This is a genomic window from Mesorhizobium sp. WSM4822 (assembly GCF_055811155.1).
In genome coordinates this window covers 188,368-204,925 of record NZ_JBVVQM010000011.1, presented here as the reverse complement: position 1 = coordinate 204,925, position 16,558 = coordinate 188,368, and the positions used below count along the sequence as shown (strand labels likewise).

Annotated in this window: 17 protein-coding genes; 10 read left to right on the top strand and 7 right to left on the bottom strand. The window is 62.7% G+C overall.

The window, feature by feature from the left end; translation table 11 throughout:
- The first annotated feature begins 59 nt into the window (after nt 1-59).
- The 3 genes from AC0L3E_RS24645 to hflX all read left to right on the top strand — a co-directional run bounded on the left by AC0L3E_RS24645 (nt 60) and on the right by hflX (nt 2,706).
- Nucleotides 60-923, top strand: a complete 864-nt coding sequence (locus AC0L3E_RS24645) for a D-amino-acid transaminase (protein ID WP_127267299.1) — start codon at nt 60-62, stop codon at nt 921-923.
- Nucleotides 924-1,068: 145 nt separating this feature from the next.
- A complete protein-coding gene (gene hfq / locus AC0L3E_RS24640) occupies nt 1,069-1,314 on the top strand; it encodes an RNA chaperone Hfq (RefSeq protein WP_006202172.1) in 246 nt (81 codons plus the stop codon).
- Entirely contained in the window at nt 1,315-2,706 is a 1,392-nt protein-coding gene (hflX, locus tag AC0L3E_RS24635) for a GTPase HflX (protein ID WP_127272395.1), read from the top strand. It begins immediately after the preceding gene.
- 6 nt (nt 2,707-2,712) lie between these two features.
- On the opposite strand, the gene mazG is transcribed toward hflX, so the two are convergent.
- From mazG to cyoA, 7 genes are all read right to left on the bottom strand, one after another.
- Nucleotides 2,713-3,537 carry a nucleoside triphosphate pyrophosphohydrolase gene (gene mazG / locus AC0L3E_RS24630; protein ID WP_128309397.1) on the bottom strand — a complete coding sequence of 275 codons (825 nt, stop codon included), beginning with the start codon at nt 3,535-3,537 and terminating at the stop codon, nt 2,713-2,715.
- An 80-nt stretch (nt 3,538-3,617) separates the two neighbouring features.
- Nucleotides 3,618-4,802, bottom strand: coding sequence for an amino acid aminotransferase (locus tag AC0L3E_RS24625; RefSeq protein WP_128309396.1), 1,185 nt, complete (start codon nt 4,800-4,802; stop codon nt 3,618-3,620).
- A 139-nt stretch (nt 4,803-4,941) separates the two neighbouring features.
- Nucleotides 4,942-5,643 carry an SURF1 family protein gene (locus AC0L3E_RS24620; protein WP_128309395.1) on the bottom strand — a complete coding sequence of 234 codons (702 nt, stop codon included), beginning with the start codon at nt 5,641-5,643 and terminating at the stop codon, nt 4,942-4,944.
- A 96-nt stretch (nt 5,644-5,739) separates the two neighbouring features.
- On the bottom strand, nt 5,740-6,120 hold the full coding sequence (gene cyoD / locus AC0L3E_RS24615) for a cytochrome o ubiquinol oxidase subunit IV (protein ID WP_352583183.1): 381 nt from the start codon (nt 6,118-6,120) through the stop codon (nt 5,740-5,742).
- A complete protein-coding gene (cyoC, locus tag AC0L3E_RS24610) occupies nt 6,117-6,743 on the bottom strand; it encodes a cytochrome o ubiquinol oxidase subunit III (protein WP_127270912.1) in 627 nt (208 codons plus the stop codon). The genes cyoD and cyoC overlap by 4 nt, the downstream gene beginning before the upstream one ends.
- A gap of 5 nt (nt 6,744-6,748) precedes the next feature.
- On the bottom strand, nt 6,749-8,761 hold the full coding sequence (gene cyoB, locus AC0L3E_RS24605; RefSeq protein WP_128309393.1) for a cytochrome o ubiquinol oxidase subunit I: 2,013 nt from the start codon (nt 8,759-8,761) through the stop codon (nt 6,749-6,751).
- A 15-nt stretch (nt 8,762-8,776) separates the two neighbouring features.
- The gene (gene cyoA, locus AC0L3E_RS24600) at nt 8,777-9,946 is read right to left on the bottom strand and encodes a ubiquinol oxidase subunit II (RefSeq protein ID WP_473605823.1); all 1,170 of its coding nucleotides are present in this window, start codon (nt 9,944-9,946) and stop codon (nt 8,777-8,779) included.
- Nucleotides 9,947-10,112: 166 nt separating this feature from the next.
- Here cyoA and AC0L3E_RS24595 point away from each other — a divergent pair, with 166 nt between their 5' ends.
- From AC0L3E_RS24595 to AC0L3E_RS24565, 7 genes are all read left to right on the top strand, one after another.
- Nucleotides 10,113-11,426, top strand: coding sequence for an MFS transporter (locus tag AC0L3E_RS24595; RefSeq protein ID WP_128308691.1), 1,314 nt, complete (start codon nt 10,113-10,115; stop codon nt 11,424-11,426).
- A gap of 38 nt (nt 11,427-11,464) precedes the next feature.
- Nucleotides 11,465-12,745 carry an ATP-binding protein gene (locus tag AC0L3E_RS24590; RefSeq protein WP_164898674.1) on the top strand — a complete coding sequence of 427 codons (1,281 nt, stop codon included), beginning with the start codon at nt 11,465-11,467 and terminating at the stop codon, nt 12,743-12,745.
- The gene (locus tag AC0L3E_RS24585; protein WP_023812014.1) at nt 12,735-13,268 is read left to right on the top strand and encodes a response regulator transcription factor; all 534 of its coding nucleotides are present in this window, start codon (nt 12,735-12,737) and stop codon (nt 13,266-13,268) included. Before AC0L3E_RS24590 ends, AC0L3E_RS24585 begins: the two co-directional genes overlap by 11 nt.
- Nucleotides 13,269-13,395: 127 nt before the next feature.
- Nucleotides 13,396-13,941 (top strand): sigma-70 family RNA polymerase sigma factor, encoded by a 546-nt coding sequence (locus AC0L3E_RS24580; RefSeq protein WP_127321069.1) that lies wholly within the window; start codon nt 13,396-13,398, stop codon nt 13,939-13,941.
- Nucleotides 13,938-14,711: an anti-sigma factor family protein gene (locus AC0L3E_RS24575; RefSeq protein WP_473605822.1), complete on the top strand. Its 774-nt coding sequence runs from the start codon at nt 13,938-13,940 to the stop codon at nt 14,709-14,711. Before AC0L3E_RS24580 ends, AC0L3E_RS24575 begins: the two co-directional genes overlap by 4 nt.
- Nucleotides 14,712-14,734: 23 nt before the next feature.
- The gene (locus AC0L3E_RS24570) at nt 14,735-15,451 is read left to right on the top strand and encodes a Bax inhibitor-1/YccA family protein (protein WP_127271130.1); all 717 of its coding nucleotides are present in this window, start codon (nt 14,735-14,737) and stop codon (nt 15,449-15,451) included.
- 204 nt (nt 15,452-15,655) lie between these two features.
- Nucleotides 15,656-16,558, top strand: coding sequence for an aldose 1-epimerase family protein (locus AC0L3E_RS24565; RefSeq protein WP_127271128.1), 903 nt, complete (start codon nt 15,656-15,658; stop codon nt 16,556-16,558).

Sequence of the window (16,558 nt, the reverse complement as noted above, 5' to 3'; positions counted from 1 at the left end):
CCGGTTACGGCCGCGGTGGAATCGCATAAGAAAGCCCCTGAATTTCTTAGGGGTTGCCCATGCCGCGCATTGCCTATGTCAACGGGCGCTATGTCACGCACGCCGACGCTGCCGTGCATATCGAGGATCGCGGCTATCAGTTCGCCGACGGTGTCTATGAGGTCTGCGAGGTGGCGCATGGCTTCATCGTCGACATGCCGCGCCATCTGGCGCGGCTGAACCGCTCGCTGACCGAATTGTCGATCGCCTGGCCAGTCACCTCTCACGTGCTGCCGCTTATCCTGCGCGAGGTGGTCAACCGCAACCATGTCGCCAACGGACTGGTCTATGTCCAGGTGACGCGCGGCGTCGCCAGCCGCGACTTTGTCTTCCCTTCCGCAGACACCAAGCCGGCCCTGGTGGTGACCGCCAGGAAGGCCGACCCCGCAGCCGGAGCAAAGCGAGCCGAGACCGGCATCGCGGTCATCACCGTGCCGGAGAACCGCTGGGACCGCGTCGACATCAAGACCGTCGGGCTGCTGCCCAATGTATTGGCCAAGCAGAAGGCAAAGGAGGCCGGTGCGCAGGAAGCCTGGTTCGTCGACGCCGAAGGCAACGTAAAAGAAGGCGGCTCGTCCAATGCCTGGATCGTCACTCGGGACGGCGTCCTGGTCACTAGGCCGGCCGAGCACGGCATCCTGCGCGGCATCACCCGCACGACCATGTTCGAAGTGGCGGCCAAGCTCGGCCTGAAGATCGAGGAGCGCGGCTTTTCCGTCGCCGAGGCCAAGGCGGCACGCGAGGCGTTCATCAGCTCCGCAACGACACTCGCCATGCCGGTGGTGGCTATCGACGGCGATACGGTCGCCAATGGGCACCCTGGCTCAATAACACTTTCCTTGCGGCAGGCCTTTTTTGACATTGCGGAAAAAAGTCCAGCCTGATAACCGCACAGGTGGAATGAACATCAATATATCTCGTTCTGCTTGTCGTTACTGACGACAAGACGGTGTTTGCGAGCTTGACATGCGCCCGTTAATTTGGCGCATTGGCTTGCAAACCGAAGGGGATCGGCGAAAGACAAGAACAATGGCGGAACGATCGCAAAACCTTCAGGACCTGTTCCTGAATTCAGTTCGCAAGAGCAAGAACCCGCTCACCATCTTCCTTATCAACGGCGTCAAGCTGACCGGCGTGGTCACTTCGTTCGACAATTTCTGTGTCCTGCTGCGCCGTGACGGTCACTCCCAGCTCGTCTACAAGCACGCCATTTCCACGATCATGCCGAGCCAGCCGGTTCAGATGTTCGATGGCGAGGAAAGCCAGGGCGCCTGATTGGCACGTGAGAAAGACGCGGACGCCACCGTTCGCGGAAAACCAACGCATCATCCCGGGACGGAAGCCAAGGGCCCGACCCGGGCCGTTGTCATTGTGCCCGTCCTTACCCGCCACCAGCGCAATGACGACGAGACCAACCGCCCACGGCTGATGCGTTCGGCTGATGCTCGTCACGACGAGGCCGTCGGCCTTGCCCGCGCCATCAACCTGGATCTGATCCACACGGCGGTGGTGACCGTCAACGATCCGCGCCCGGCGACGCTGCTCGGCAGCGGCAAGGTTGCGGAGTTCGCGGAAATCGTCAAAGAGGGACATGCGGAAGTGGTCGTCGTCGACCATCCGCTGACCCCGGTGCAGCAGCGCAATCTCGAAAAAGAGCTGAACGCCAAGGTGCTGGACCGCACCGGGCTGATTCTTGAGATCTTCGGCGAGCGCGCACGCACCAAGGAAGGCACGCTGCAGGTCGAACTCGCCCATCTCAACTACCAGAAAGGCCGCCTCGTGCGCAGCTGGACCCATCTGGAGCGCCAGCGCGGCGGCGCCGGCTTCCTCGGGGGCCCCGGCGAAACGCAGATCGAATCCGACCGGCGGCAGCTGCAGGAAAAGATCATCAAGCTGAAGCAGGAGCTGGAAACGGTGCGGCGCACGCGCGACCTGCACCGCGCCAAGCGCAGGAAGGTGCCGTTCCCGGTGGTGGCGATCGTCGGCTACACCAATGCCGGCAAGTCGACGCTGTTCAACCGGCTGACCGGGGCGGATGTGCTGGCGCAGGACATGCTGTTCGCCACGCTCGACCCGACGCTGCGCCGCGTGCGCCTCCCACATGGCACGCCGATCATCCTCTCCGATACGGTCGGCTTCATTTCGGACCTGCCGACGCATCTGATCGCGGCTTTCCGCGCCACCCTGGAAGAGGTGGTCGAGGCCGATCTCGTGCTTCATCTGCGCGACATTTCCGATCCGGACACTGCTGCACAAGCGGAAGACGTCGAGCGCATCCTGGCCGACCTCGGTGTCGACGCCGGCGACGCCAAGCGCGTGATAGAAGTGTGGAACAAGATCGACCGGCTCGACGAAGGCAACCGGACCCGGCTGCTTGCCGACGGCGCCGATGCCAACAAGGCGCCGCCGATTGCGGTGTCGGCGGTGACCGGCGAGGGCATTGATGCGCTGAAGGCGATCATCGAAACACGGATGGCGGGCGAACTCGAAGACCTCACCGTGACGATCGAGCCGGCCCAGTTCGGCCTTGTCGACTGGCTTTACCGCAATGGCGATGTCGTTTCGCGAAGCGACAATGATGACGGCAGCGCCACCATCTCGCTCAAGGCCACGCAAAGCGCCCGCGAAGAGATCGAAAGCAGATTGCGTCGTAAAAACAACGGTTAGTACGGGTTATTTCGCGCTTTTTGCTTCCTGCCAGAGCGCTTCCATCTCGGCCAGATCAGCCTTTTCCAGCGTGCTGCCGGATTTTTCCAGGGCCTGTTCGACATAGTGGAAGCGCGAGCGGAATTTTTCGTTGGTGCCGCTTAGCGCTGCTTCGGAATCGAGCTTGAGGTGACGGCCGAGGTTGACGACGGCAAACAGCATGTCGCCGAACTCATCCTTGATCGAGGCGGTGTCGCCCTTGGCCAGGGCCTCGCGCAATTCGCCGATCTCTTCCTCGATCTTGTCGAGGATGGGCGCCGCTTCGCTCCAGTCGAAGCCGACGCGGGCGGCCTTCTCCTGTAGTTTCAGCGCCCGGGTCAGCGCCGGCAGGGCGACCGGAACGCTGTCCAGAAACCCCTTGCCGTTGTCTTCGGGGTCGAGACCACGCGCGAGGCGGGCGCTTCGCTTCTCCGCCTTCTCTTCGGCCTTGATCTTTTCCCACATGCCCTTGGCCATGCCGGCGCTACGGGCTTTTTCGTCGCCGAAGACATGTGGGTGGCGACGGATCATCTTCGTCGTGATGGCTTGCACCACGTCAGGGAACGAGAATTCACCGGCCTCCTCGGCCATCTGGGCATGATAGACGACCTGCAGCAGCAGGTCGCCGAGTTCGTCGCGCAGATCGTCGAGATCGCCGCGCGCGATGGCATCCGCCACCTCATAGGCTTCCTCGATCGTATAGGGCGCGATGGTCGAGAAATCCTGTTCGATATCCCAGGGGCAGCCGGTCTTCGGCGCCCGTAGCGCCGCCATGATCTCGATCAGGCGCGAAATGTCTTTCGATGGTGTCATAGGGCTGATGCTATCGCGCGGCCGGCCGCGCGGCCAACGCTGTCAGCCGGCGAGAGTGCCTTGTCCACAGACAAGCCGCGTCAATCAAGAACCGAAACGATCGCCTTGGCGAGTTCGTCCATGCCGTCCTCGGGCAGGCCGGCGACATTGATGCGGCTGTCGCCGACCATGTAGACGCCGTGCTCGGCACGCAGTCGCTCGACCTGCGCTTCCGTGAGCCCAAGGCGGGAGAACATGCCGCGATGGCTGGCGACGAAATCGAAACGGTCGGAATTCGACTGCCGGCGCAGCGCCTCGGCGAACTGCACGCGTAGCCTGAGCATGCGCAGGCGCATCTCTTCGAGCTCGGCTTCCCAGTCGGCGCGCAAGGCGGCATCTTCGAGCACCATGCGCACGGCCGCCGCACCATGGTCCGGCGGCATCGAATACATGGCGCGCGCCGCCGACAGCATCTGGCTCATCGCCACATCCGCCTGTGCGCCGTCCCTGGCCAGGATCATCGCCGCGCCGACGCGGTCGCGGTAGACAGCAAAATTCTTCGAGCAGCTCGAGGCGACGACCATTTCCGGAACTTTTGCCGCCAACAGGCGCAAGCCGAGGGCATCGGCCTCGAGGCCATCGCCAAAGCCCTGATAGGCGATGTCGACAAACGGCAGCAGCTCGCGCTCGACGACCAGATCGGAAACGGCAGCCCACTGGCCCGCATCCAGATTGGCGCCGGTCGGGTTGTGGCAGCAGCCATGCAGCAGCACGACGTCGCCGCTCTTTGCGGTCCGCAGGGCTGCCAGCATGTCGTCGAAGCGAACGGCGCCCGAGGCGGCATCGAAATAGGGATATTCACGGATCTGCAGGCCGGCGGCGCGCATTACCGGCATGTGGTTCGGCCAGGTCGGGTCCGACAGCCAGATGGTTGCATCCGAGCGTGTCCGCTTCAGCAGTTCCGCCACCAGCCGCAGTGCGCCGGAGCCGCCGGGCGCTTGCGCGGCACGGATGCGCGTCATGTCGGCGCCCGAACCGAAGGCGAGCTTGGCCATTACCGTGTTGAAGCCAGTATCGCCGGCAAGGCCGAGATAGGTCTTGGTGTCCTGACCCTGCAGCAGGCGCTTTTCCGCTTCGCGCACGGCGCGCATGACCGGCGTCTTGCCGTCGCGATCCTTGTAGACGCCGACACCGAGATCGACCTTGTCTGGACGCGGATCGGCTCGATAAAGGCCGATCAGGGCGAGGATCTTGTCGGCGGGGGCGGGCTGCAGGGCTTCAAACATCGCTAGGGCTCCAATGGCGGCGGAGTGATACGCAAATCGGTCGCGTTTCGCCAGCGGTTTTAGCTAGGTGCTCCAGCCTGAGACGGGGTGCCGGGAAGCCTGCCCTGCCTGCTCCTTTCAGCTTTGCCTCGGCCAGCGGTCAGCCCCCGCCGTGTTTCCCAGTCTGCCGCAACAGATAGACGACCGCGCCCAGCACCATCAAGGCCAGCCCGAACCATGTCAGGGCATAGGCCAGATGGTTGTTGTGGAACGAAACGACCGTCAGGCCGCCGACCGGCCACCCTCCCGGATTGGGCGCGGCATCGGCATCGATGAAATAAGGAGCGACCTGCCCGAGGCCTTGCGTCGTGGCGATTGCCTGCACATCGCGCGAATACCAGCGGTTGGCGGCCGGATCGTTGTTGCGCAGGAAGCCGCCCTTCGGTTCGGTCAGGCGCAGCAGGCCGCTAATTCCGGTGTGATCGCCCGAGGGCTTGCCTGCGAGGCGGGTTGCCGGATCGCGCTTGTCCGTCGGCACGAAGCCCCTGTTCACCAGAATCGTGAAGCCATCATCCGCTCGGAACGGCGCCATTACCCAGAAACCACCGCCGCGATCGGTGACCGCCTGGACCAGGGTCTCGCGATCACCGAGAAACCGGCCCGTGACGGCAAGCTGGCGATACTCGTCATCCCTGGCGTTGATCTCTGGCCAGGCCGAAGGCGCCGGGGCGGCCACAGGTACTGCCTTGAGACGCTGGTCGACACGCTCGATCAGGTCGAGCTTCCAGACGCGGCGCTCCAGCTGCCAGATACCGAGCGCCGAGAACCCTGCGACGCCGATGGCACCGCAAAGGCAAAGCATCAACAGCGTCCATCTCGAACGCGTAACCCTTTGGCCGCCGCCTGTATTCGGATGCAGTGTCGTCCGCGCCTGTTCGTCCAAAGCCAGGTCCCTCTCTCAGGGTATCTGACTCATGTCATGGCCGGGCATCATGTTGACGTTCAGATGGTACATGACCCAGAGCGAGCCCGTCAGCGCGATCACCACCAGGATGAGGGTGAAGATCAGGGCCATCATGGTCCAGCCGCTCTCCGACCTGGTGTTCATATGCAGAAAGAACACCATGTGGACGATGATTTGCACGACGGCGAAGGCCATGATGGCAATCGCCGACGCCATCTGATTGCCGAGCGCGTTGGTCATGACCAGCCAGAAGGGAATGGCGGTCAGCACGACGGACAGGCCGAAACCTGTCAGATAGCCGCGCAGCGAGCCGTGATCGACGCCGTGATGCGCGTGGCTCTGGTCGCTGGTGTCTGTGTGGTGTCCGGCGCTCATCGCAACATTCCCATCAGATAAACGAAGGTAAAGACGCCGATCCAGATGACGTCAAGGAAGTGCCAGAACATGCTCAGGCACATCAGGCGCCGCTGGTTCGCGGCGATCAGCCCGTGCCTGGAGACCTGCACCATCAGCACCACCAGCCAGACCAGGCCGAAGGTGACGTGCAGGCCGTGCGTTCCGACCAGCGTGAAGAACGATGACAGGAAGCCGCTGCGCTGCGGCGTCGCCCCCTCGTGGATGAAATGGGCGAATTCGTAGAGTTCGATGCTGAGAAAGGCGAGGCCGAACAGGCCAGTGATCACCAGCCACACCTGCATGGGTTTCACCCGTCCCTTCGCCATCTCCAGCATCGCGAAGCCGTAAGTGATGGAGGACAGGAGCAGCATGGTGGTGTTCAGCGCGACCAGCGGAAGATCGAACAGGTCCTTCGGCGCGGGTCCGGCCGCGTAATTGCCACCGAGCACGCCGTAGACCGCGAACAGCATCGCGAAGATGAGGCAGTCGCTCATCAGGTAGATCCAGAAGCCGAGCATGGTGCTGCTGCCGCTCTCGGCATGGCCGTGGTCGTCTTCCAGGTGGAAGACCGTGTCGTCGATCACCGTGTCGGCGTGTGCCATGGTGCTTATCCCGCCTGGCTGGTGGCTGCGAGCAGGCGTGTCCGCTCGTCCTCGACGCGGGTGACGTCACTGGACGGAATGTGGAAGTCCCGGTCGTAGTTGAAGGTATGCGCGATGGCGTAGCCGATCAGGGCGACGAAGCTGACGATCGCCAGCCACCAGATGTACCAGATGAGCGCCATGGCAAGCACCACGCTCAACCCGGCCAGGACGACGCCGGCTCCGGTGTTGCGCGGCATGTGGATGTCGCGGAAGCCCGTCAACGGACGCTGGTAGCCGCGATTCTTCATGTCCGCCCAGGCGTCGAGATCGTGGACGACGGGCGTGAAGGCGAAATTGTAGGCCGGGGGCGGCGACGAGGTTGCCCATTCGAGGGTGCGCCCGTCCCACGGATCGCCGGTATCGTCGCGAAGCTGCTCGCGCCGGCGCACGCTGACGAAGATCTGGATGAGGAAGGACAGGATCCCAAGCAGGATCAGGAAGGCGCCGAAGGCGGCGATAATGAACCAGATCTGCAGCGAGGGATCCTCAAAGGTGCGCAGCCGGCGCGTTACGCCCATCAAGCCGAGGATGTAGAGCGGCATGAAGGCGAACCAGAAGCCGACCACCCAGAACCAGAACGACATCTTTCCCCAGAACGGATCGAGCCGGAAGCCGAATGCCTTGGGGAACCAGTAGCTGATGCCGGCAAACAGGCCGAACAGCACGCCGCCGATGATGACGTTGTGGAAATGCGCGACCAGGAACAGGCTGTTGTGGAGCACGAAGTCGGCCGGCGGTACCGCGAGCAGCACGCCGGTCATGCCGCCGACAGTGAAGGTCAGCATGAAGGCGACGGTCCACATCATTGGCAGTTCGAAGCGGATGCGGCCGCGATACATGGTGAACAGCCAGTTGAATATCTTGGCGCCTGTCGGGATCGAAATGATCATCGTTGTGATGCCGAAGAACGAGTTGACGCTCGCTCCCGATCCCATGGTGAAGAAGTGATGCAGCCAGACCAGGTAGGACAGGATGGTGATGACGACTGTCGCGTAGACCATCGACGTGTAGCCGAAGAGCCGCTTGCCGCAGAAGGCCGAGGTCACTTCCGAAAATATGCCGAAGGCCGGCAGGATCAGGATGTAGACCTCGGGGTGGCCCCAGATCCAGATCAGGTTCACGTACATCATCGGATTGCCGCCGAAGTCGTTCGTGAAGAAGTTGGTGCCGACATAGCGGTCGAGAGCCAGCAGGGCCAGCACCGCCGTCAGCACCGGGAAGGCGGCGACGATGAGCACATTGGTGCAAAGCGCGGTCCAGGTGAAGATCGGCATTCTCATCATGGTCATGCCAGGCGCGCGCATCTTGACGATGGTGCAGACCAGGTTCACGCCCGACAGCAGCGTGCCGACACCCGCCACCTGCAGCGCCCAGATATAGTAATCGACGCCGACATCGGGACTGTAGCCGATGCCCGACAGCGGCGGGTAGGCGAGCCAGCCGGTGCGCGCGAATTCGCCGACAAACAACGACATCATGACGATGACCGCGCCGCCGACCGTCATCCAGAAGCTGAAATTGTTGAGGAATGGAAACGACACGTCGCGCGCGCCGATCTGCAGCGGGACGACGAAATTCATCAGGCCCGTCACCAGCGGCATCGCTACGAAGAAGATCATGATCACGCCGTGCGCGGTGAAGATCTGGTCGTAGTGATGCGAATTGAGATAGCCTTCCGAACCGCCGAAGGCCATCGCCTGCTGGAGCCGCATCATGATGGCGTCGCTGAAGCCGCGCAGCAGCATGACGATGCCGAGCACCATGTACATCACGCCGATGCGCTTGTGGTCGACGCTGGTGAACCATTCGCGCCACAGATAGCCCCAGAGCTTGAAATAGGTCAGTGCGCCGACGAGTGCCACGCCGCCCAGCGCGACGACTATGAAGGTCGCGACCACGATGGGCTCGTGCAGCGGCAGCGACTCGAGCGTAAGCCGGCCGAAGATCGCCTTGAGAAGAGCAGGATTGTCGAACATGTCTTGCGTGGCGCCTCAGGAGTTGAAGGGCGACCGAAGCGTGCCGGTTGCGGAAGGTGACGGCAGTCGGATCGACAGGGGCAGTGGCCGTTGCAGACCGGCGCCGACGATCGGCGTCGAGGTCACCGGCGTGGCGGATTGATCGGCCTTAGAAGCCGCCAGTGCTTCTTCGGTCGTGCATATGCTGGCGACATAGGATGGGGCAGGACCGAATATCGTGCCGCGCCGGGCGAACTTGTCATACAGCAGCGGCAGGGTATTGCGGATGCCGGCCATTCCCAGACCGCCCTTGGCATCGATCTGCGACATCTCGCTCATGCACATCTTGCCGGGCTCGACGCACATGTTGAGGATCGCCTTGTAGAGATCGGCATCCACCGCCGCATAGTGGCGCACTGGTTGGTTCTCGCTGGGCTGTTCGAGCTCCAGATAGCCGTTTCGGTCGAGCTTGCCGCCGCCGTCCTTTGCCTTCGCGATCCATGCCTGGAAACCGGCATCGTCCAGGCCGTGGAACGCGAAGCGCATTCCCGAGAAGCCGGCGCCGCTGTAGTTGGCGGAGAACCCTTCATAGTCGCCGGACTTGTTTATGACGGCGTGCAGCCTGGTTTCCATACCCGGCATTGCATAGATCTGGCCGGCCAGTGCTGGAATGTAGAAGGAGTTCATCACCGATGCGGAGGTGATGCGAAAGCTGATCGGCCGGTCGACCGGCGCAGCCAGTTCGTTGACCATGGCGACGCCGTACTGCGGATAGATGAACAGCCATTTCCAGTCGAGCGCGACGACCTCGACCTCAAGCGGGCGCACGTCCGGCGGCAGCGGCTTGCCGGCCGCTACACGTCCGATCGGGCGATAGGGGTCGAGCAGATGGGTGCCCATCCAGGTCACTGCGCCCAGGCAGATTATGATCAGAAGCGGCACAGCCCAAATGACGAGTTCGAGGTGGGTCGAGTGGTCCCAATCCGGCTCGTAGCGCGCCTCGCGGTTGGACTGGCGGTATCGCCAGGCAAAGAATATGGTGAGAGCCATGACCGGTATGATGACGATCAGCATCAGTGCCGTGGACACCATCAGCAGGTCGCGCTGCTGCGCGGCGACGTCGCCGGCAGGGTTCATGACGACCATGCTGCAGGAGCCGAGCGATGCCAGCAGGGGCAGCAGGAAAAGGGTACGGAGACGGCTCAATGTATGACCTGTCGGTTGTTCCCCCCAGTGCTAACCGTACCGCGACAATGAAGGCATTGGACAATTTGTCCAATGCCGCAATGACGCGGCAGGCGTCATCAAAGCACCTGGCCCGCGCACATGGCAAGCGATCGTATGAGACCGCGGCGGGGCAACGGAGAGTGCTGTGAGCCCAACTTCGAAGATCGAAGCCGACGCAAGACGGATCAACGCGCGGCATCATGAGGTGAAGCCCGGCGAAATCGCCGTTGGCGTCATCATCGGCAGGACGTCGGAATTCTTCGACTTCTTCGTCTACGCGATCGCTTCCGTCATCGTTTTTCCGAAGCTCGTATTTCCTTATGCCGACCCGTTGACCGGCACGCTCTACTCCTTCGCCATCTTCGCGCTTGCCTTCATCGCGCGGCCGATCGGGACGGCGATCTTCACCGCGCTCGACCGCGCCTACGGCCGCAGCGCCAAGCTCACCATCGCGCTGTTCCTGCTGGGGACCTCGACTGTGTCGATCGCCTTCGTGCCCGGTTACGACCAGATCGGCCAGGCTTCGGCCTGGCTGCTGGCCATGTTCCGGATCGGTCAGGGACTGGCGCTGGGCGGGACATGGGACGGACTTGCCTCGCTGCTGGCGTTGAATGCGCCCGAAAAGCGCCGCGGCTGGTATGCGATGATCCCGCAGCTGGGCGCACCACTCGGGCTCATCGTTGCCAGCGCCCTGTTTGCATATTTCGTCGGCAACCTGTCGGCCGAAGACTTCTTCAGCTGGGGCTGGCGCTACCCGTTCTTCGTCGCCTTCGCCATCAATGTCGTCGCCCTGTTCGCACGGCTGCGCATCGTGGTGACGCCGGAATACACCAAACTGTTCGAAGGCCAGGAACTGGAGCCGACTTCCGTCCGCGAGACGTTGCGCGCCGAAGGGCGCACTGTCGTGCTCGGCGCCTTCGCGCCGCTGGCGAGCTTCGCCCTGTTCCACATGGTGACGGTGTTTCCTCTGTCCTGGATCTTCCTGTTCACGCGCGAGGGACCAGCACGGTTCCTGGTCATCGAGACGATCGGAGCCTTCTTCGGCCTGGCGGCAATCGCGATCTCGGGCTTCGTCGCCGACCGGGTCGGACGCTGGCCCTTGCTCGGAGGCTCGGCGGTGGCCATCTCCGTGTTCAGCGGTTTCGCGCCACAGCTGCTCGATGGCGGCTTCGTCGGAGAGTCCGTCTTCATGGTCTTGGGCTTCGTCCTGCTCGGCCTGTCGTTCGGCCAGTCTTCAGGAGCACTCGCCTCGAATTTTTCAAAGACCTACCGCTATACAGGTGCTGCGCTGACCTCGGACCTCGCCTGGCTGTTCGGCGCCGGCTTTGCCCCCATTGTCGCCCTGTTCCTGTCCGCCCATTTCGGGCTGATCTCGTCAGGCGCCTATCTGTTGTCGGGAGCGCTATGCACGTTGCTTGCGCTGAGGCTCAACCAGCGCCTGGATCGGACGCCCGCTTGAGTGACCTGCTTGGCCAGGGCTGGGGACCTCCCGGCCCAATGACTCTGCACGACAAGACCAACAAACAGAATTTCCTGCTTCTGATCCAACTGCGCTGGATCGCGGTCGGTGGTCAGATCGTGACGATCCTGTTCGTCCGCTACGCGCTTGGCATCGGCCTGCCGCTGGTGCCGATGGCGGTGGTGATCCTGCTGCTGATCGCTCTCAATGTCGCCAGCCTGCGCCGGAACAGCAGCCAGGACGCGATCACCAACACCGAGCTGTTTCTTGGGCTGCTGCTCGACGTCACCGCGTTGACGGTCCAGCTTTACCTGAGCGGCGGCGCGTCCAATCCCTTCATTTCGCTTTACTTGCTCCAGGTCATCCTGGGCGCGGTGCTGCTGGAGACATGGTCGGTCTGGGCGCTTGTCTTCATTGCAAGCACGTGCTTCATCGCGCTGACCACCTTCTACCGTGAGATCAGCCTGCCCGCTGCACACGGTGCCGGGCTGTTCAGCCTGCACATCCAGGGCATGTTCATCTGTTTCGTCCTGGCGGCAACGCTTCTGGTGCTGTTCATCACCAGGGTCCAGAACAACATCCGCACCCGCGACGCCCATCTTGCGGATTTGCGCCAGCAGTCGGCGGAGGAGGCTCACATCGTCAGGATGGGCCTGCTCGCCTCCGGTGCCGCGCATGAGCTTGGCACGCCGCTGGCCACGCTTTCCGTCATCCTCAACGACTGGCAGCGCATGCCGGCTCTCGAGGCCGATCCGGATCTGGCGCAGGAAATCCGGGAGATGCAGGGCCAGTTGGACCGTTGCAAGAAGATCGTTTCGGGAATCCTGATGTCGTCGGGCGAATTGCGTGGCGAAGGCACGGTTCGCACCTCCGTCGACGCCTTCCTGGCGGAGCTGGTGGCCGAATGGAAATCGATACGGCTGCCGCAAGGCTTCGAATACACCAAGCGTTTCGGCGCCAACCAGGAGATCGTTTCCGATCCCGCGCTCAAACAGGTGATGTTCAATGTACTGGACAACGCACTTGAAGCGTCGCCTCTATGGGTCGGGTTGATCGTCAGCCGCCACGCGGACGATCTCATCGTCGAAGTTGTCGACGCGGGACCGGGATTTGAAGAAGCCATGCTTGCAGAATTCGGCAAGCCCTACACGTCGACCAAGAACCGGCCAGGTAGCGGGCTCGGCCTGTTTCTGGTCGTCAATGTCATCCGCAAGCTGGGGGGTACCGTCACCGTAAGAAATAGAACCGAGGGGGGAGCTTCGGTTACGTTGCATCTGCCGCTGGCTGCTCTGTCTCCGCGAGGGCACAATGCCGACTAAACGCACGCTGTTGATCGTCGAGGACGACATCGCCTTTGCCAACGCACTGCGCCGGTCTTTCGAACGGCGTGACTACGAAACGCATAGCTGCCGGAGCGTCGACGGCGTGCATGCGCTGATCGGCACCGTTGCCTTCCAATATGCCGTCGTCGATCTCAAGCTCGCCAGCGGCTCGGGCCTGGAATGCGTCAGGGCGCTGCACGAGCACGATCCTGAAATGCGGATCGTCGTGTTGACCGGCTTTGCAAGCATCGCCACCGCTGTCGAGGCGATCAAGCTCGGCGCCTGCCAGTATCTCGCCAAACCCGCCAATACAGACGACATTGAAGCGGCTTTCGGCCAGGTCGAAGGCAATGCTTCGGTGCCGCTCGCCGAGCGACCAACCTCGATAAAGAACCTCGAATGGGAGCGCATCCACGAAATGCTGGTGGAGGCCGACTTCAACATTTCCGAGACAGCACGACGGTTGGGCATGCACCGCCGGACGCTGGCGAGGAAGCTGGAGAAGAGGCGTGTGAAGTAGGCACGATCTACCGGGCATCGCACATTGTGCCGATACCAATGATAAAATTGATGCCGGCAACAATCGTTACATTCGAACGATGTCCTCAAAGGGAAAAAATTGGCAGGGCAGGGATTAAAATCCCTACATGCTCCGTAAACAGGACATGAAACCGCCGGTGCCACGCTTTGACATCATAGGACAGCTCGGTTCGCTGCGTCGCTATGCGCGCTCGCTGACGCGCGACAGCACCGACGCCGAGGATCTTGTCCATGACGCGCTGGTGCGCGCTTATGAGCGGCGCAGCACGTTCCGCTCCGGCGGAAACCTGCGCGCGTGGCTGCTGTCGATCGTCCACAACACCTTCATCGACAAGATGCGGTCCCGCAAGTCCGAAGCGTCGCGCGTCGAACAGGCTGGATACCTGGCCGACGGCAGCACGCCGGCACCACAGGAGCATTCGGTGCGCCTGGCGCAGGTGCGCGAGGCTTTTTTCAGCCTGCCGGAAGAACAGCGTTCAGCGCTGCACCTCGTCGCCATCGAAGGCCTCTCCTATCAACAGGCCGCCGATGCCAGCGGCGTGCCGCTCGGCACGCTGATGTCCCGCATCGGCAGGGCGCGCGCCGCACTGCGCGAGATGGAGGAGCCGGCGAAGGCAAAAAACCACCTCAGGATCGTTGGAGGCCCGTCATGACCGCAACTGTCGATCCCGTGACCGATATCGACCTCGACGCCTATGTCGACGACCAGGTCGACGTCACCCGCCGCATCGAGGTCGAAGCATTCTTGTCCGCTCGCCCGGAGGCGGCGGCGCGCGTGATGTCGGATCTCAGGACCCGCGATGAACTGCGCGTGGCGCTTGCCGGCTCCAAGGGCATGGCGCGCCCCGCGACCGCCGATGCCGCGCGGCGGCTGGAGAGGGGGCTTGCCCGCGGCCGGCTCTTCGGCGTGCTGCAACGCGCGGCGGCGGTCGCCGGCTTCGTCGCCGCCGGCTGGCTGGCAAACGGCATCATCGGGCCGATGTCGGTGAACAAGGTCGTCGCCTCGCCGCAGCCGCCCGCCTATGTCGACGAGGCGGTGCAGGCCCACAGGACGACGCTGGTGCGCGAGAGCATGCCATCGCAGGCGGAAACGCCCAATTACAACGCCGGCGAAATCCGCGCCGCCACTGCCATCGTCATGCCGTCGCTGCCGACGGATTGGAGGGTGCGCGACGTGCAGATCTATCCGTCGCGCTTTGGGCCGAGCGTCGAGATGGCGGTCGAGACGAAAGACATGGGGCTGGTGTCGCTGTTTGCGATCCGGCCCGGAACCTTCGACGTCGTCAAGCCGACGATAGCGCCCTCGGGCGACATTTCGTCGGCCTATTTCCAGATCGGCGATGTCGCCTATGCGGTGGTCGGACGAAGCGAGGTCCACGACCTCGACCGCGCCGCCGAGACGCTTGCCAAGACGCTTTACTGATCGATCCACAAAGGAGAACGCAAATGAACACCCCCAATCTGGGATATCGCGTCGGCGCCGGCGCCCAAACCGGAGCCATCTTCGACGAGGGCCTGCGCCAGCATATGCTGCGCGTCTACAACTACATGGGCGTCGGCCTGGTGGTCACCGGCCTCGTCGCCTTCATGATCTCATCGACGCCGGCGCTCTACGTGCCGATCTTCTCCAGCCCGCTGAAATGGGTGGTGATGCTGGCACCGCTCGCCTTCGTCTTGCTGTTCTCGTTTAAAATGCAGACCATGTCGGCGGCGAGTGCCCAGGCGATGTTCTGGGCCTTCTGCGCGGTCATGGGCCTGTCGCTCGCCTCCGTGTTCCTGGTCTTCACCGGAACCAGCATCGCGCGCACCTTCTTCATCGCCGCCACCATGTTCGGCGCCACCAGTCTCTACGGCTACACGACAAAGCGCGACCTGACCCAGTTCTCGTCGTTCCTGATCATGGGCCTGATCGGCGTGGTGATCGCCAGCATCGTCAACATCTTCCTCGGCTCGACCGCGCTGCAGTTCGCCATCTCGGTGATCGGCATCGCCGTGTTCATCGGCCTGACCGCCTGGGATACGCAGACGATCAAAGAACAGTATGCCGAGAATTTCGACGCGGAATCGCGCCAGAAACTTGCCGTCTTCGGCGCCTTCTCGCTCTATCTGAACTTCATCAACATCTTCCAGCTGCTGCTGAACTTCACCGGCGAACGCGAGTAATCCGGACCGTAGCAGGCAACATTTCGCAACTTATCGTGGCCGGAGGGAAACCTCCGGCCACGGTTTTTTATTTGAGGCAGCATTTGCCATGTGCGGTGGATCGTTCATCGCGGCTGACTGAGACGCGATGTAAATCTGCCGCTCTTGAGTTCGCACGTCCCCTTTTGCTAGCCTGCCGGCCACGCCAGATAGCCGCGAGGACGCATGGAACAGGACAGCCTGACGCTTCACGGTGACGGCATCTCGGCGACTGTTGTCGGGCAGGGCGCCGAACTTGTCTCCCTACGCGATGCCGACGGCACAGAGTTTCTGTGGCAGGCCGGTCCGGAATGGCGGCGTCACTCGCCGGTGCTGTTTCCAATCGTCGGCCGGCTGAAGGGCGACCAACTGCGCCATCGCGGCCAGACCTATCCGATGACCCAGCACGGCTTCGCGCGCGACAAGCCGTTCGCCTGGGCGCAGAGGGGACCACGATCCTGCACGTTGGTGCTCACCGACGATGCCGATACCCGCGCGCACTACCCCTTCGCCTTTCGCCTGGCAGTGACTTACACGCTGGACCGCCATCAGCTTGATGTGACCTTCGACATCACCAACACCGGCGATGAGCCGCTGCCGGCATCGATCGGGGCGCACCCGGCGTTCAATTGGCCTTTGCTTCCGGATCTGGCCAAGACGGATTACCAGCTGACCTTTGCCTCCGCCGAGCAAGCGCCGATCCGCCGCCTGAAGGACGGCCTGCTGCTGAAAGCGCCACAACCGACGCCTGTGGAAGGCAAAAGGCTGGCACTCTCCGAAAGGCTCTTCGGCGAGGACGCGGTGATCATGGATCGGCCCGTCAGTTCCAGCGTGCGCTACGCTGCCGAGAGCGGTCCCGCGATCGAGATGTTGTGGCAGGGATTCCAGGAATTGGGTATCTGGTCCAAACCCGGCGGCGCGCCATTTCTTTGCATCGAACCCTGGCATGGCCTTGCAAGCCCGGTGGATTTCGATGGTGAGTTTATCGATAAGCCTAGCGTGATGTTGATCGAGCCTGCCGCGAAGCGTGTTCTGAGCTATCAGGTACGTCTGCTGCAGCGTCGTGCGCGAATGGCTGAATTGGAGTGA

Coding starts and splice junctions, on each gene's coding strand:
- hfq (WP_006202172.1), top strand. CDS start 1,069: ATGGCGGAACGATCGCAAAACCTTCAGGACCTGTTCCTGAATTCAGTT.
- AC0L3E_RS24565 (WP_127271128.1), top strand. CDS start 15,656: ATGGAACAGGACAGCCTGACGCTTCACGGTGACGGCATCTCGGCGACT.
- AC0L3E_RS24575 (WP_473605822.1), top strand. CDS start 13,938: ATGACCGCAACTGTCGATCCCGTGACCGATATCGACCTCGACGCCTAT.
- cyoD (WP_352583183.1), bottom strand. CDS start 6,120: ATGAGCGCCGGACACCACACAGACACCAGCGACCAGAGCCACGCGCAT.
- AC0L3E_RS24625 (WP_128309396.1), bottom strand. CDS start 4,802: ATGTTTGAAGCCCTGCAGCCCGCCCCCGCCGACAAGATCCTCGCCCTG.
- cyoC (WP_127270912.1), bottom strand. CDS start 6,743: ATGGCACACGCCGACACGGTGATCGACGACACGGTCTTCCACCTGGAA.
- AC0L3E_RS24580 (WP_127321069.1), top strand. CDS start 13,396: ATGCTCCGTAAACAGGACATGAAACCGCCGGTGCCACGCTTTGACATC.
- AC0L3E_RS24590 (WP_164898674.1), top strand. CDS start 11,465: ATGACTCTGCACGACAAGACCAACAAACAGAATTTCCTGCTTCTGATC.
- mazG (WP_128309397.1), bottom strand. CDS start 3,537: ATGACACCATCGAAAGACATTTCGCGCCTGATCGAGATCATGGCGGCG.
- AC0L3E_RS24645 (WP_127267299.1), top strand. CDS start 60: ATGCCGCGCATTGCCTATGTCAACGGGCGCTATGTCACGCACGCCGAC.
- AC0L3E_RS24570 (WP_127271130.1), top strand. CDS start 14,735: ATGAACACCCCCAATCTGGGATATCGCGTCGGCGCCGGCGCCCAAACC.
- cyoB (WP_128309393.1), bottom strand. CDS start 8,761: ATGTTCGACAATCCTGCTCTTCTCAAGGCGATCTTCGGCCGGCTTACG.
- AC0L3E_RS24620 (WP_128309395.1), bottom strand. CDS start 5,643: ATGCTTTGCCTTTGCGGTGCCATCGGCGTCGCAGGGTTCTCGGCGCTC.
- AC0L3E_RS24585 (WP_023812014.1), top strand. CDS start 12,735: ATGCCGACTAAACGCACGCTGTTGATCGTCGAGGACGACATCGCCTTT.